This window comes from Streptomyces sp. NPDC042364 (genome assembly GCF_056437585.1).
The window spans coordinates 61,074-73,585 of the sequence record NZ_JBWKAJ010000013.1; the positions used below are offsets into that span (position 1 = coordinate 61,074).

Genomic DNA, 12,512 nt, shown 5'->3' on the forward strand with positions numbered 1-12,512 from the left:
GGCGGCCTCGCCGCCGCTCCGCCCGTATGAGACGGTCCGGGCAGCACGCCGAGGGCGCCGGACCGTTCGTCACGCGGCTCACATGGCAGCCGCCCGGCGGCGGTACCGCCGTCTGGGAATCCCGCCCGGCCCGGCGCCGCGGCCTCATCACCGTCCACCCGCCCGGAGCGGCCGCCGCCCATCGGGCCAGCGCCGACCACACCTCCGTCGCCCGGCTGCGCAGGCTGAACGCGATCGCCGCCACCGCCTTCGTCCTCGGCGGAGCGCTGTTCGCCGCGGGGGCCGCCGTCGCCCAGTTCAGCTCCGGCGACGCCACCATCTGCGCGTCGGTCTACTTCGCCGGCGGCCTGTGCTTCAACACGGGCGGCTATGTGTCCCTGCTCCAGGTGGTCAACGCGCCCCGCCACGTGCCGGGGGGCGAAGGCGCCCTGGTCACGCGCCACTGGCGATGGTGGAGCTATGAGCCGGGGCGAACCGACTGGCTGAGCACGTTCGTCCTGTTCACCGGCACCCTGGTGTTCGGCGTCAACCTGCTCGACTCCTTCCTGCAGGGTCTGACCACGCAACAGATCAACCGTCTGATCTGGACGCCCGACGTGATCGGCTGTGTGCTCTTCCTGATCTCCGGCCACCTCGCCCTCGTCGAGATCTGCCACGGCCGGCCACGCCTGCTGCCGCGCGACCTCGGCTGGTGGATCGTCGCCGTGAACCAGCTCGGCTCCGTCCTCTTCATGGTCTCGGCCGTCGCCGCCTACACCCGCCCGGCCACCGGCAGCCTGGTCAACGCCGACATCGCCAACGGGGGCACCCTCGCCGGCGCGCTCTGCTTCTGCGCCGGCGGTCTGCTCCAGTACTTCGAACGGCCCTGAGGCCCCGGCTCAGGTCCGGTCGATGTGGACGTTCGTGGACTTCACGCGGGCGGTGGCCTCCACGCCGACCTCCAGTCCCAGCTCCTCCACGGCCTCCCGCGTCAGGAGGGAGACCAGGCGGTGGGGACCGGCCTGGATCTCCACCTGCGCGGCCACGTCGCCGAGCCTGACGGCGGTGACGATTCCGGGGAACGCGTTGCGGGCCGAGGTGTAGGGGACGTCGTCCTCGGCGGCGGCGTCGGCGGCCAGCTCCACGGAGAACGCCGCGAGATCCCGGCCGTCGATGAGCCGACGCCCGCTGTCATCGCGCCGGGTCGCCACCCGGCCCGCATCCGCCCATCGCCGCGCGGTGTCCGGACTCACCCCGAGCAACCGCGCGGCCTGACCGATCGTGTAGGACTGCATGGGGTCAAGATAGGCGCCGGTCAGGGGAACGGCTCGTGGTCGGTGACCAGCATGCGCAGAAGGACACGCGACCGGCGCTGTCTGCACCAGCGGGGCAGCACAATTGTCGGTGACCACTCGTCACCATCGGCAAGGAGATCCATGTCGATCATCGAGTCATTAGGTGCCCCGTTGCTCACGGTGGCCGTCACTCTCGGCGGCGGTTGGCTCGTGACGACCCGGGTGACTGATCACTGGGAACAGGTCAAGAAGAACCGCGAGATGGACCTGACAGCGGCTCAGGACTTCCAACGCCTCTACGGAGAATTCGTAGCCGTCTGGAAGACGTGGAACTCCCTGGCAGACGGCCACACACCTGTCACCGCGCCCGAGCACGTCGGCTGGGGCTGCCTCGAACGGGCGACCGCCGCCGAGGGACAGATCGAGGCGCTCATGGCCAAGCTGGCCGCCGAGCGCTTCCTCACCGAGGCCGAGATAGACATGCTCGGCGGTGTCCGCCAGGCGTTCAAAGTCGTCCGCCGGAGCATCAGGCGAGGAGAACCGATCCGCTGGTCGTCCTCTGAAGCCGAGCCCTACATAGCGATGAAGTCGTTGTCGGCAGCCATGTCCGTCCTGCTCAGCACGGCGCCGAACGCCAAGCGTCGGCCGAGTGGGGTTGTCGCTGCCCGCAACTTCAGGGGAATCACCAGTAACCGACACGAGGGCTCCTGGATCGACACCGCGCGGCGGTATGCCTGACACCCGGTGCACGGCCCGCCCCGGTGCTCGCCGGGCGTGACGCGTGAGCGATAGCTGCGCCAACGACCCTATGAACGGTGGAGCTTGGCCGGAACTGCCTCTCCAGCCACTGCGCGATGAGGGCACTGCCCGAAAGGGCCACCGTGAAAGGGCGGGAAGGAATGCCGGATCCCGTTCCGGCCGTTCGACGTGGTCACGGCCGGAACGGGATCCGGGTTGGCCGCCGGCGCCGGACTACGGCGATGCGTGGCGCTCGGTCGTACCGGCCTCCTCGACGCCGTCGGCACCCTCGACGTTCTCGGTCCCCGGTCCGGGCAGGCGCAGGCCCCGGGACTCGGCGACGCGCAGGGCGTCGGTGAGGCATTCGGCGAGCCGGAGGCCGGCGTAGCGGACCTCGGTGTACGGCGACGCGGGGTCGTCCAGCACCCTGCGGGCGAGGCCGAGCACGTCGGCGCCGGTGGCCAGTTGCGCGGCCTCCATCTCGTCGGCGAGGCGGGAGACGTACCCGGCGCCCCCGTCGGTGACCAGGTGACTGGGGTTGCCGCCGGGCGACGGCCAGGGCAGCAGGCTGAGGTTGGTCAGGGGTTCCATCAGGCGGCCACCTCCTGGGCACCTATCAGGTGGCGGCCGAGGTCGATCCCGAAGTCCGCGGCGAGGACGAGGGCGAGACGACGACGTTCCCGGAGGGTCGCTTCCCGCTCATGGGTGGCGAGGTAGGGGCGCACGAGCGGGGAGGTGGCGCCGTCGATGGACGTGACGAGGCCGTAGGGCGAGCGATGACGGGGCAGGTGCGGGGGCGGGGGAGCGGAGGGTGGCGGAGCCAGGGGCGCGGAGGGGCGCCGTACAACGGTGAGGTGGAGGCAGAGGCGAGGGCGGTGCTGCGGGCGGCGCCGTCTGCCCGTGCCCGGCGCGAGGAGAAGACGCAGCCGTTCGAGGGTGTGGCGGATAAGGTCGTGCATGTCGACGCTCCTGGTAAGCGTTGGCCATGCCCCGGGAGGTCTAGCCACCTCGCCGGGGTCTTTACGTCTTCGACGCTATACCTGTATGCATCCCTCTGTATACAAGTGCAGAGGGATCCACCCGATAGTGGAGGTCACTGCCGCTCTACGTTGGACGTATGAGCGACAGGGAAGAGCCGAAGATCACGCTGGACCCCATGAGTGCCAGACCGCTCTATGTTCAGTTGGCCGACGTCATCGCAGGGAAAATCGAGTCCGGGGAACTGGCGCCGGACCGGCCCATCCCCTCGGAGAACCACCTTGCCGATGAGTACGGCGTGGCCCGACTCACCGCGCGACGTGCCGCGCTGGAACTCCGCGAGCGCGGGTTGATCGTCACGGTGCGCGGCAAGGGCTCATTCGTCGTCGAGCAACCGCCCGGCCACGCGGCCGGAGAGGGCGCGACGGACGCCTGAAGGGGCCGGGCGACGCGGCCCCCGCAGCCTCGCGGCGCTTCGGCGGGGGACCGACGGCGAGAGAGAAGAAGGGCGTCAGCCGCCGAGCGTGTGGCCGAACCCGGCGTCCTGCTCGGGCGCACCGAGCTTCACGGGGCTGAGCGTGCCGGCGCCCGTCGTGGTCAGGCCGCTCGCGGAGCCGTAGAGGTTCCACAGGGCGCCCGAGTCGGCGAAGGCACCGTCCTCGCCGGGGGCCGTCGCGGTCAGGTCCGCCTTGCCGTCCCTGTTCAGGTCGGAGAGGCTCACCTGGCGGCCGAAGTCGTCGCCCGACTCGGAGACACCCGGCACGCCCGCCGTGGACTGGTTGTAGGCGATCGCGCCCTTGCCGGTCATGCCACCGGCGGCCTTGGACGCGCCCTTGAGCAGGATCACCGCGCCGGTACCGGTGGCGGCGTCGAGGCTCTCGCCGGGAACGCCGACCGCGACCTCCGCCCTGCCGTCGCCGTTCACGTCACCGGCGCTGAGGGACGCGCCGAAGGCGTCGTCCGCCTCGCTCGCCCCGGGAACCCCCGCGGTGGCCTGGGTGATGACCTTCTTGCGCGTGTTGCTCGGCCCGGTGGAGCCGCCGTACTGGATGGTGATGCTGCCCGGGTCGGAGTCGATGACCTCGGTGACGGAGCCGATGTCGCGGGTGATCAGGTCGCCGTAGCCGTCGCCGTCGACATCGCCGACGGTGCCGCTGTACGCCGTGCCGAGGGCCTTGGAGGTGTGGCCGACGCCGGTCCTCGACCCCTTCCAGAAGCGGGCCTCGTGCTGCATCTCCTCGAAGCCGTGCGTGGTGACGATGTCGTCGACGCCGTCGCCCGTGAGGTCACCGGTGATGAAGGAGCGCAGACCCGAGGGGCCGTCATCCGTGGTGATGCTGTCCTGGGTGCGCGTCTTGCCGTCGCGGGTGAACGGGCCGTAATGGATCGTCATCCCGGACACGTCCGGGTCGTCGCTCGGGTCGGAGTTCACGACGAGGTCGCGCTTGCCGTCGCCGTTGAAGTCACCGAGGGCGAACTCGGAGTACCGGTACGGCAGAACGGTGTTCTGGCCGGTAAGGCCGTCCTTGGAGCCCCACAGCACGGTCGGCTCGCCGTCGTCGCCGCCGCTCGCCACGAGCAGGTCGGTGTACGAGTCGCCGTCGAGGTCACCGGGAAGCGTCTGGACTCCGAAGGCGAAGGTGCCCTGGAGGTCGCCGGGAACGCCGGGAGTGGCCCGGCTGATCATCTGGTGGCGCGCCGTTCCGGGCCCGGAGGCGGTGCCGTACACGACCGAGACGTAGCCGGCCTTCTCCACACCGCCGACGGTGCCGAAGGGCGCCGCGACCGCGAGGTCGGCGTGTCCGTCGTGGTTGAAGTCGGTCATCGGCGTGCGGGGCGGCACGGGCACGGCCGACGCCGTGCCGGAGGTGGCGAAGAGCGCGAGGGGGGTCGCGAGCGCGGTGACGGCGATCGCGGCGGTGAGAGTGCGGCGGGGCACTGTGCCTCCTGTGCGGAACGTGTGTGACGTCACGGGAGACGGACCACTTCGAGTGAAGGTTGTACACCGCAGGAACTCCGTTGCGAGACACGGACGTTCCATCGAGTACGGCGCCCGTCCACCTCGCGACCGCGTCGAGCACGACCCCAAGCCGACCGACGTGGTGACGCGCAACCCCAGGCCCTGACGCACGCCGATGACGCTCCACCGGCTGGAGTGGCTCCGGTGGGCGCTCTGAAAATGCTCACCGGCCGAACGGCTCGGCGAGCCCGGTGGCCGGGGCGTCCCAGGCGGTGTCGGTCAGGAGGCGCTCGGTGTGTCCGGGGGCTGCCTGTCGGAGGTGGTGGGCGTAGGGGCGTTCGGTCTGCGGCTCAGTGCCTCGTCCAAACCCATGTGCCCTCGATGTGCCCTGGCGCCTGACGGCCCCTCCCGGCACATGACGAAGGCGGGGTCCGAGAACCCCGCCCGAAACCGGTGAAACCCCGGCTCACGGCCACACAAGGCAGTACGGCTGATGCCCCGCCTCATGCAACCGATGGCTGAAGTCCTGCCACTCGTGGAGCAGTTGGTACACGTTGAACGCGTCGCGGGGGCCGCCTCGGTCCGGGACCGTGGACCAGATGAAGGCCGCCGCGCCGACCGCTTCCTCGCCGATGCCGCGCAGCGGGTCCACGACGGTCATCGGCAGCTTCACGACCGCGTAGTCGGGGTGCAGGACGACCAGTTCCAGCGGCGGGACCTTGTGCAGGGGGACGCCCTCGATGCCGGTCAGCACCATCGCGGCCATCGTCTCCGGCTTGATCTTGGTGAACATGCCGTTCATACCGAGCTCGTCGCCGCCGAGTTCCTCGGGGCGCATCGAGATCGGGACGCGGGCCGCGGTCGCGCCGTCGGGCGCGCCGAAGTACTTGTACGTCACCCCCACCCGACCACCATTCCTGCTCCCGGCCGTATGGAGCCGGTTGACCACCTGGTCGAGGCGGTCCGCGCGGCGTCGGCGCGCCGCACGGCTCTCACGGTCGACGGCGTCAGGCCGGTCCGTCTGGCCCGTCTGATCCATTCCGTCACGATTGACACGATCCACATGCTCGGCGCGATCCATACGGTCCATACCCTCCATACGGCTGCGCCGCCCGATCCGCTCAGGGCCGCCGCCCTGGATGCGGTCGCCACCACCGCGCTCGACCCGGTCGGAACCGCTCCCCGGCCGGTCAGGACCGCTCTCGGTGCGCTCGGAACCGCTCTCAAGATGGTCGGAACCGCTGCGTGCGGCACGCCGGCGGCGCGAGAAGCGCGAACCCTCCTGCTGCGGATCGTCGGCGCCGTCCCGTCCGGGCATGCCGACGGACCCGTCGGCCGGGTGCTGCTGGTCCTGGGTCTCGTGGGTGCCGTGCGCACCCTGCGGACCGTACACGCCCCGCGGGCCGGGCGGAGCGTACGGGGGCTGTGACCCCGGCGACCCTTGGGGGGTCGACGGCAACTGAGGTGACTGCTGTGACTGCGGGGACCGAGGCGGCTGCGGTGCGCCACCGAGCGGGGGCTGCGGCGGGGGCCCCGACGGCGCCGGCGGCGGCGAACCCGACGGCGACTGAGCGCCCCGGGCTCCCTGCGCCCCCTGCCCGCCCCTAGACCTCCGGGAGCCGAGCGCCCCCAGGGAACCGAGCGGGCCCAGACCGCGCAGGGGCCCCGTGGCACCCGCGGACCCGGTGTCCGCGGCTCCGCCCTGAGTGCCCGGCCCGCCACCCGCGCCGCCCTGGGCGCCGGACCCGGTCACACCACCGGGACCGCTCGACGACGTACCCGAGCCGACCGGACCGACGGGACCGGCCGAGGCGCTCGACCCGGCCGATCCGGCCGATCCGGCCGATCCGGCCGATCCGCCCGGTCCGCTCGCTCCGCCGGCCGTGGCGCCGGACGCCCCGGACCCGCCCCGCTCCTGTCGTGAAGTCTCCGCAGTCTCCTCCGCCTCGCGCCGGTGCCTTCCCCGCCGGGCACGACGAGGACCGAGGTCACCGGTCCCCTCGCCCAGTCCGCCACCGCGATGCATATCTCCACCCGAACGCATTTCTGGGCCACGTGATCCCCGCCGCGCAACCCGATCATCGTGTCAGTGACCTCCCCCGCGACCGCTCGCCGAAACGTGCGCGGAAACACCAGTCGACAGGATCTTCGGAGCCTCTGACACCATGGCCTGTGTGAGCTATCCGTACGAAGCCCCAGTCTCTCAGACCGTCGAAGGACGAGGCGCGGGCATCGTCTCGGAGGTCGGTTCGCCGACGGCCCCGTGGCTGAGATCTTCCGCGCAGTGGCCGGCGAGCGCTGGCCTACGCTGACGGCAGCACCAGCGACGGAGTCGGAAGAGTTGGAGAAAGCGCAGGTCATGCCCCAGGGACCCTATTCATACGAAGCCCCGGTTTCGCAGACTCTCTTCGAGCGCGCGGCGGCCGTCACGCCCGGCGGCGTGAACTCTCCCGTGCGCGCCTTCCGCGCCGTGGGCGGTACGCCCCGGTTCATGGTGTCCGGCACCGGTCCCTATCTGACCGACGCCGACGGTCGTGAGTACGTCGATCTCGTGTGCTCCTGGGGGCCCATGATCCTCGGCCACTCCCGCCCCGAGGTCATCGCCGCCGTCCAGGAGGCCGTCTCGCGCGGTACCTCCTTCGGCACCCCCGGCGAGGGCGAGGTGGCGCTCGCCGAGGAGATGGTCGACCGCGTCGGGCCGCTGGAGCGGGTGCGGCTCGTCTCCAGCGGGACCGAGGCCACGATGTCCGCGATCCGGCTCGCCCGCGGCTTCACCGGCCGCGCCAAGGTCGTCAAGTTCGCCGGCTGCTACCACGGCCACGTCGACTCGCTGCTGGCCGCGGCCGGGTCGGGAGTCGCCACCTTCGCGCTGCCGGACACCCCCGGTGTCACCGGCGCACAGGCCGGCGACACCATCGTCCTCCCCTACAACGACCTCGACGCCGTACGCTCCGCCTTCGCCGCCCACCCCGGCGAGATCGCCTGCGTGATCACCGAAGCGTCCCCGGGCAACATGGGCGTCGTACCGCCCCTGCCCGGCTTCAACCAGGGGCTCAAGGACGTCTGCTCCGAGAACGGGGCCCTGTACATCTCCGACGAGGTCATGACGGGCTTCCGCACCAGCAGGGCCGGCTGGTTCGGGATCGACGGGGTCGTCCCCGACCTGATGACCTTCGGCAAGGTCATGGGCGGCGGCTTCCCCGCGGCCGCGTTCGGCGGCCGGGCCGACGTGATGGCGTACCTCGCGCCCGCCGGGCCCGTCTACCAGGCCGGCACGCTCTCCGGGAACCCGGTCGCCACGGCCGCCGGGCTCGCGCAGCTGCGGCTCCTGGACGACGCGGCGTACGAGGTCGTCGACGCGGTGTCCCTGCAGATCCAGGGGCTCGTCACGGAGGCGCTCACCAAGGAGGGCGTCGCGCACACGCTGCAGAACGCCTCCAACATGTTCTCCGTGTTCTTCACGGACACCCCCGTACGGAACTACGAGGACGCCAGGGCGCAGGAGTCCTTCCGGTTCAACGCCTTCTTCCACTCGATGCTGTCGCAGGGCGTCTATCTGCCGCCGTCGTCGTTCGAGTCGTGGTTCGTGTCCACCGCACACGACGAGCGGGCGGTGCAGAGGATCGCCGACGCCCTTCCGGCGGCGGCGCGAGCGGCAGCGGAGGCCACGGCAGCATGAGTGACATCACCGTCGTCCACCTGATGCGGCACGGCGAGGTCGCCAACCCGGACGGGATTCTGTACGGGCGGCTGGCCGGGTACCACCTCTCCGACCTCGGGCGCCGCATGGCCGACCGGGTCGCCGAGCACCTGGCCGGCCGTGACGTGACCCATGTCGTGGCGTCGCCGCTGGAGCGGGCGCAGGAGACGGCGACGCCGATCGCCAAGGCGCACGGGCTGGACCTCGCGACCGACGCGCGGCTCATCGAGGCCGACAACGTCTTCCAGGGCAAGACCTTCGGTGTCGGTGACGGCGCGCTGAAGCGGCCGGAGAACTGGAAGCACCTGGTGAACCCCTTCAGGCCGTCCTGGGGTGAGCCGTACGTCGACCAGGTGGTCCGGATGATGGGGGCGCTGGACGCGGCGAAGGACGCGGCGCGCGGGCACGAGGCCGTGCTCGTCTCGCACCAGCTGCCGATCTGGATCGTCCGGTCGTACGTCGAGCGGCGGCGGCTGTGGCACGACCCGCGGCGGCGGCAGTGCACGCTGGCGTCCCTGACCACGTTCACGTACCAGGGCGACAGGATCGTGTCGGTGGGGTACAGCGAGCCGGCGCGGGATCTGGTGCCGCCGCATCTGCTGGCCGGGGCCAAGCCGGTGAAGGGGAAGGGCAAGGCGTTCGGGGCGTGAGCGCTCCGCTGGGGTTGCCGGGTGCCTCCAGAGGTGCCGGGTGACTGGGGTCGGTGGGTGACTGCGGGGCCGTCGTGGCTGGTCGCGCAGTTCCCCGCGCCCCTTTGAAGCGTGCGGTTGCCCTCGGCCCCCATGGCGCCCGCCGTCCCTCGCGGCCCTGACAAGCGTGCGGTTCCCTGTGCCCCCGACCGACCCGCTTCGCGTTGGTCTTGATCAACTGGAACCCTGCGGTCCGTACGTCTGTCCTATGAGGCGTGCTCTCTTGTTCGGGGGGTCGTACCTACGCGTGTGCCCCCGGCGTGCGCTTCGGCGTGAGGCGTGCAGAGGGCGCATGCAACCGTTTTCGGTCAAAGTCTCTGCAATATATGGCAGATCGGCGGAACCCTGGTGATTCCCCTGACCTCTAGAACGGTGTGCTTCACGTCGAGCGGGGCGTGACCTGAACAAGGGGGACGCAATGCGCCAAATGTCGCGAAGGGGATTGCTCGGGCTCGGGGCGGGGGCCGCCGCCGGACTCGGGTTGACCGGCTGCGGTACGGGGTTCGGGGGCAAGCCCACCGAGGACGGTGACTCCGGGGGTGCCGGAGGCGGCGGCAAGGGCCGCGGGACGCCGGAGAAGAAGGTGAAGCCGATCGGGGACGGCTCGACCGCTCACACCGGCAAGCAGCCGAACCAGCCGGAGAAGCCGCGGCCGTTGGCGCCGGGCGAGACGCCGCCGCAGTTCGTGGTGTTCTCCTGGGACGGCGCGGGCGACGTCGGGAACGGCCTGTTCGAGCGGTTCCTGAAGGCCGGGCGGGACCACGACGCCCACATGACGTTCTTCCTCTCCGGGATCTACCTCCTCCCCGAGTCGAAGAAGCGCAAGTACCTCCCGCCGAACAACGCGCCCGGCGCCTCCGACATCGGCTATCTCACCGACGGGCACATCAGGTCGACGCTGAAGCACCTGCGGACGGCCTGGCTCGACGGCCACGAGATAGGCACGCACTTCAACGGCCACTTCTGCGGCGACGGCTTCGGCTCGGTCGGCAAGTGGACGCCCAAGCAGTGGCGCAGCGAGATAGAGCAGGCCAAGTCGTTCGTGACGGAGTGGAAGACGAACAGCGGCTGGACCGACCTCGACCCGCTGCCCTTCGACTACGAGAAGGAACTGGTCGGCGGACGCACCCCCTGTCTCCTCGGGCAGGAGAACCTGCTGCCCACCGCGCGCGAGCTGGGCTGGCGCTACGACTCCTCCTCGCCCGGCGGCCTCCAGGTCTGGCCCCGGAAGAAGCAGGGCATCTGGGACCTGCCGTTGCAGTCCGTGCCGTTCCCGGGCCGCAGCTTCGAGGTCCTGTCGATGGACTACAACATCATGTTCAACCAGTCCCAGAACTCCACCCAGGCCCCGCCCGCCAACTACCCGGCGTACCGCACCCAGGCCACCGGCGCGTACGTGGCCGGATTCCAGCGGGCGTTCGAGACGAACCGGGCACCGCTGTTCATAGGCAACCACTTCGAGGAGTGGAACGGCGGGGTCTACATGGACGCCGTCGAGGGAGCCCTCAAGCACATCGCCCGGGCCAAGGAGAAGGCCAAGGACGGGGAGATCCGGATCGTCTCCTTCCGGCAGTTCGTCGACTGGCTGGACGTACAGAAGCCGGACGTCCTCGACAAGCTCCGGACCCTCGGGGTCGGGCAGAAGCCGGCGGGGGGCTGGAAGGAGTTCCTCAAGACGGGCTCGACCGCCTGACCTCGGCGGAAGCGGGCCCGGCCGGGCTGCTCGACCCCGCCGCCGGTCGATGAAACGGGCATGCGAAACTTTTCACATGAGTGTCCGTACGAGCCGCAGTCGTGCCGCTTTGCTCTCCGCCGGGGCCGCCGCCCTGGCGCTGGCGCTGTCCGCCTGTTCGGGCGGAGGCATCGAGGGCGGTGGCGGCGGTACCGGGTTCGTGGCCGGCTCCGACGGCATCGCGACCGTGAAGAAGGGGGAGCGGGCCACCGCGCCCAGGCTCGCCGGCAAGACCATCGACGGCGGCACACTCGATGTGGCCTCCGCCTACAAGGGCAAGATCGTCGTCCTGAACGTCTGGGGCTCCTGGTGCCCGCCGTGCCGCGCGGAGGCGACCAACTTCGTCAAGGTCTCCAAGGACCTCGCCGGCCAGGGTGTGCAGTTCGTCGGCATCAACACCCGCGACACCAGCACCCGCCCCGCGCTGGCCTTCGAGGAAGAGTTCAAGGTCACCTACCCGAGCCTCTACGACCCCACCGGCAAGCTGCTGCTCCGCTTCGAGAAGGGCACGCTCAACCCGCAGCTCATCCCCTCGACGATCGTCGTCGACCGGGAGGGCAAGCTCGCGGCGCGGGCCCAGACGCCGCTCACCGAGGAACTGCTGCGCAAGATGCTCAAGCCCGTCCTCGCGGAGAAGTGACGTGCCGGGACCGACGACCGCGGCCGTGCTGAACACCGCCGTCACCACCAACGCCGCCGACCTCACCGAGACCGTCTCCAGCGGGGCCCTGCTGCTCGCGCTGCCGATCGCCCTGCTCGGCGGCCTCGTCTCCTTCTTCTCGCCCTGCGTCCTGCCCCTCGTCCCCGGCTATCTGTCCTACGTCACCGGCGTCGGCGGCACCGATCTCGCGGACGCCCGCAAGGGGCGGATGGCGGCCGGGGCCGGGCTGTTCGTGCTCGGGTTCACCGCGGTGTTCGTCTCCAGCGGGGCGCTCTTCGGGTACTTCGGCCGGACGCTGCTGGAACACCAGGACGTGCTGGCCAAGGTCCTCGGCGGGCTCATGATCTTCATGGGCCTCTTCTTCATGGGGCTCATGCCCTGGCTCACCCAGCGCGAGTTCCGCTTCCACACCAAGCCGACCGCGGGGCTGGTGGGTGCCCCGGTCCTCGGCGCGCTCTTCGGCATAGGTTGGGTCCCCTGCATCGGCCCGACCCTCGCCGCCGTGAACGTCCTCGCGATGCAGGAGGGCAGCGCCGTGCGCGGCGCCCTGTTGATGGTGGCGTACTGTCTGGGGCTGGGCCTGCCCTTCGTGCTCGCCGCGGTGGCCTTCCGCAAGGCGCTCGGCGCCTTCACCTGGGTCAAGCGGCACTACGCGTGGGTGCTGCGCATCGGCGGCGGCATGATGATCACCATCGGAGTGCTGATGCTGACCGGCGCGTGGGACCGCATCGTGCAGGAGATGCAGGTCTGGTCCTCCAGCTTCACCCCCGGGATCTGAGC

Annotated in this window: 14 protein-coding genes; 9 read left to right on the plus strand and 5 right to left on the minus strand. The window is 70.7% G+C overall.

Features of this window, described 5'->3' with window-relative positions; genetic code table 11:
* The first annotated feature begins 26 nt into the window (after window positions 1–26).
* Window positions 27–869 (plus strand): hypothetical protein, encoded by an 843-nt coding sequence (locus AC067N_RS24800; protein WP_478681080.1) that lies wholly within the window; start codon window positions 27–29, stop codon window positions 867–869.
* Between the two features lie 9 nt (window positions 870–878).
* On the opposite strand, the gene AC067N_RS24805 is transcribed toward AC067N_RS24800, so the two are convergent.
* On the minus strand, window positions 879–1,274 hold the full coding sequence (locus tag AC067N_RS24805) for a TOBE domain-containing protein (protein WP_478681081.1): 396 nt from the start codon (window positions 1,272–1,274) through the stop codon (window positions 879–881).
* Window positions 1,275–1,415: 141 nt separating this feature from the next.
* Between AC067N_RS24805 and AC067N_RS24810 the strand changes: the two genes are divergently transcribed.
* Window positions 1,416–2,012, plus strand: coding sequence for a hypothetical protein (locus AC067N_RS24810; protein WP_478681082.1), 597 nt, complete (start codon window positions 1,416–1,418; stop codon window positions 2,010–2,012).
* A 234-nt stretch (window positions 2,013–2,246) separates the two neighbouring features.
* Here the strand turns inward: AC067N_RS24810 and AC067N_RS24815 are convergent, their stop codons facing one another.
* The gene (locus AC067N_RS24815; RefSeq protein WP_478681083.1) at window positions 2,247–2,603 is read right to left on the minus strand and encodes a hypothetical protein; all 357 of its coding nucleotides are present in this window, start codon (window positions 2,601–2,603) and stop codon (window positions 2,247–2,249) included.
* Window positions 2,603–2,971, minus strand: a complete 369-nt coding sequence (locus AC067N_RS24820; RefSeq protein WP_478681084.1) for a hypothetical protein — start codon at window positions 2,969–2,971, stop codon at window positions 2,603–2,605. Before AC067N_RS24820 ends, AC067N_RS24815 begins: the two co-directional genes overlap by 1 nt.
* A gap of 158 nt (window positions 2,972–3,129) precedes the next feature.
* Between AC067N_RS24820 and AC067N_RS24825 the strand changes: the two genes are divergently transcribed.
* Window positions 3,130–3,426: a GntR family transcriptional regulator gene (locus AC067N_RS24825; protein ID WP_478681085.1), complete on the plus strand. Its 297-nt coding sequence runs from the start codon at window positions 3,130–3,132 to the stop codon at window positions 3,424–3,426.
* A gap of 75 nt (window positions 3,427–3,501) precedes the next feature.
* On the opposite strand, the gene AC067N_RS24830 is transcribed toward AC067N_RS24825, so the two are convergent.
* Together AC067N_RS24830 and AC067N_RS24835 are read right to left on the minus strand one after the other, a co-directional pair.
* A complete protein-coding gene (locus tag AC067N_RS24830) occupies window positions 3,502–4,929 on the minus strand; it encodes an FG-GAP-like repeat-containing protein (protein ID WP_478681086.1) in 1,428 nt (475 codons plus the stop codon).
* A 487-nt stretch (window positions 4,930–5,416) separates the two neighbouring features.
* Window positions 5,417–5,854: a hypothetical protein gene (locus AC067N_RS24835; protein ID WP_003974483.1), complete on the minus strand. Its 438-nt coding sequence runs from the start codon at window positions 5,852–5,854 to the stop codon at window positions 5,417–5,419.
* A gap of 27 nt (window positions 5,855–5,881) precedes the next feature.
* Between AC067N_RS24835 and AC067N_RS24840 the strand changes: the two genes are divergently transcribed.
* The 6 genes from AC067N_RS24840 (at window position 5,882) to AC067N_RS24865 (ending at window position 12,510) form a co-directional block, all read left to right on the plus strand.
* A complete protein-coding gene (locus tag AC067N_RS24840) occupies window positions 5,882–6,379 on the plus strand; it encodes a hypothetical protein (RefSeq protein ID WP_478681087.1) in 498 nt (165 codons plus the stop codon).
* A 930-nt stretch (window positions 6,380–7,309) separates the two neighbouring features.
* Window positions 7,310–8,629, plus strand: coding sequence for a glutamate-1-semialdehyde 2,1-aminomutase (gene hemL, locus AC067N_RS24845; protein ID WP_478681088.1), 1,320 nt, complete (start codon window positions 7,310–7,312; stop codon window positions 8,627–8,629).
* Window positions 8,626–9,300 carry a histidine phosphatase family protein gene (locus AC067N_RS24850; protein WP_478681089.1) on the plus strand — a complete coding sequence of 225 codons (675 nt, stop codon included), beginning with the start codon at window positions 8,626–8,628 and terminating at the stop codon, window positions 9,298–9,300. Before hemL ends, AC067N_RS24850 begins: the two co-directional genes overlap by 4 nt.
* Window positions 9,301–9,757: 457 nt before the next feature.
* Window positions 9,758–11,032 carry a polysaccharide deacetylase family protein gene (locus AC067N_RS24855; protein WP_478681090.1) on the plus strand — a complete coding sequence of 425 codons (1,275 nt, stop codon included), beginning with the start codon at window positions 9,758–9,760 and terminating at the stop codon, window positions 11,030–11,032.
* Between the two features lie 76 nt (window positions 11,033–11,108).
* Window positions 11,109–11,711: a TlpA family protein disulfide reductase gene (locus AC067N_RS24860; RefSeq protein ID WP_478681091.1), complete on the plus strand. Its 603-nt coding sequence runs from the start codon at window positions 11,109–11,111 to the stop codon at window positions 11,709–11,711.
* 1 nt (window position 11,712) lies between these two features.
* Window positions 11,713–12,510, plus strand: a complete 798-nt coding sequence (locus tag AC067N_RS24865) for a cytochrome c biogenesis CcdA family protein (RefSeq protein ID WP_478681092.1) — start codon at window positions 11,713–11,715, stop codon at window positions 12,508–12,510.
* Window positions 12,511–12,512: the final 2 nt, after the last annotated feature.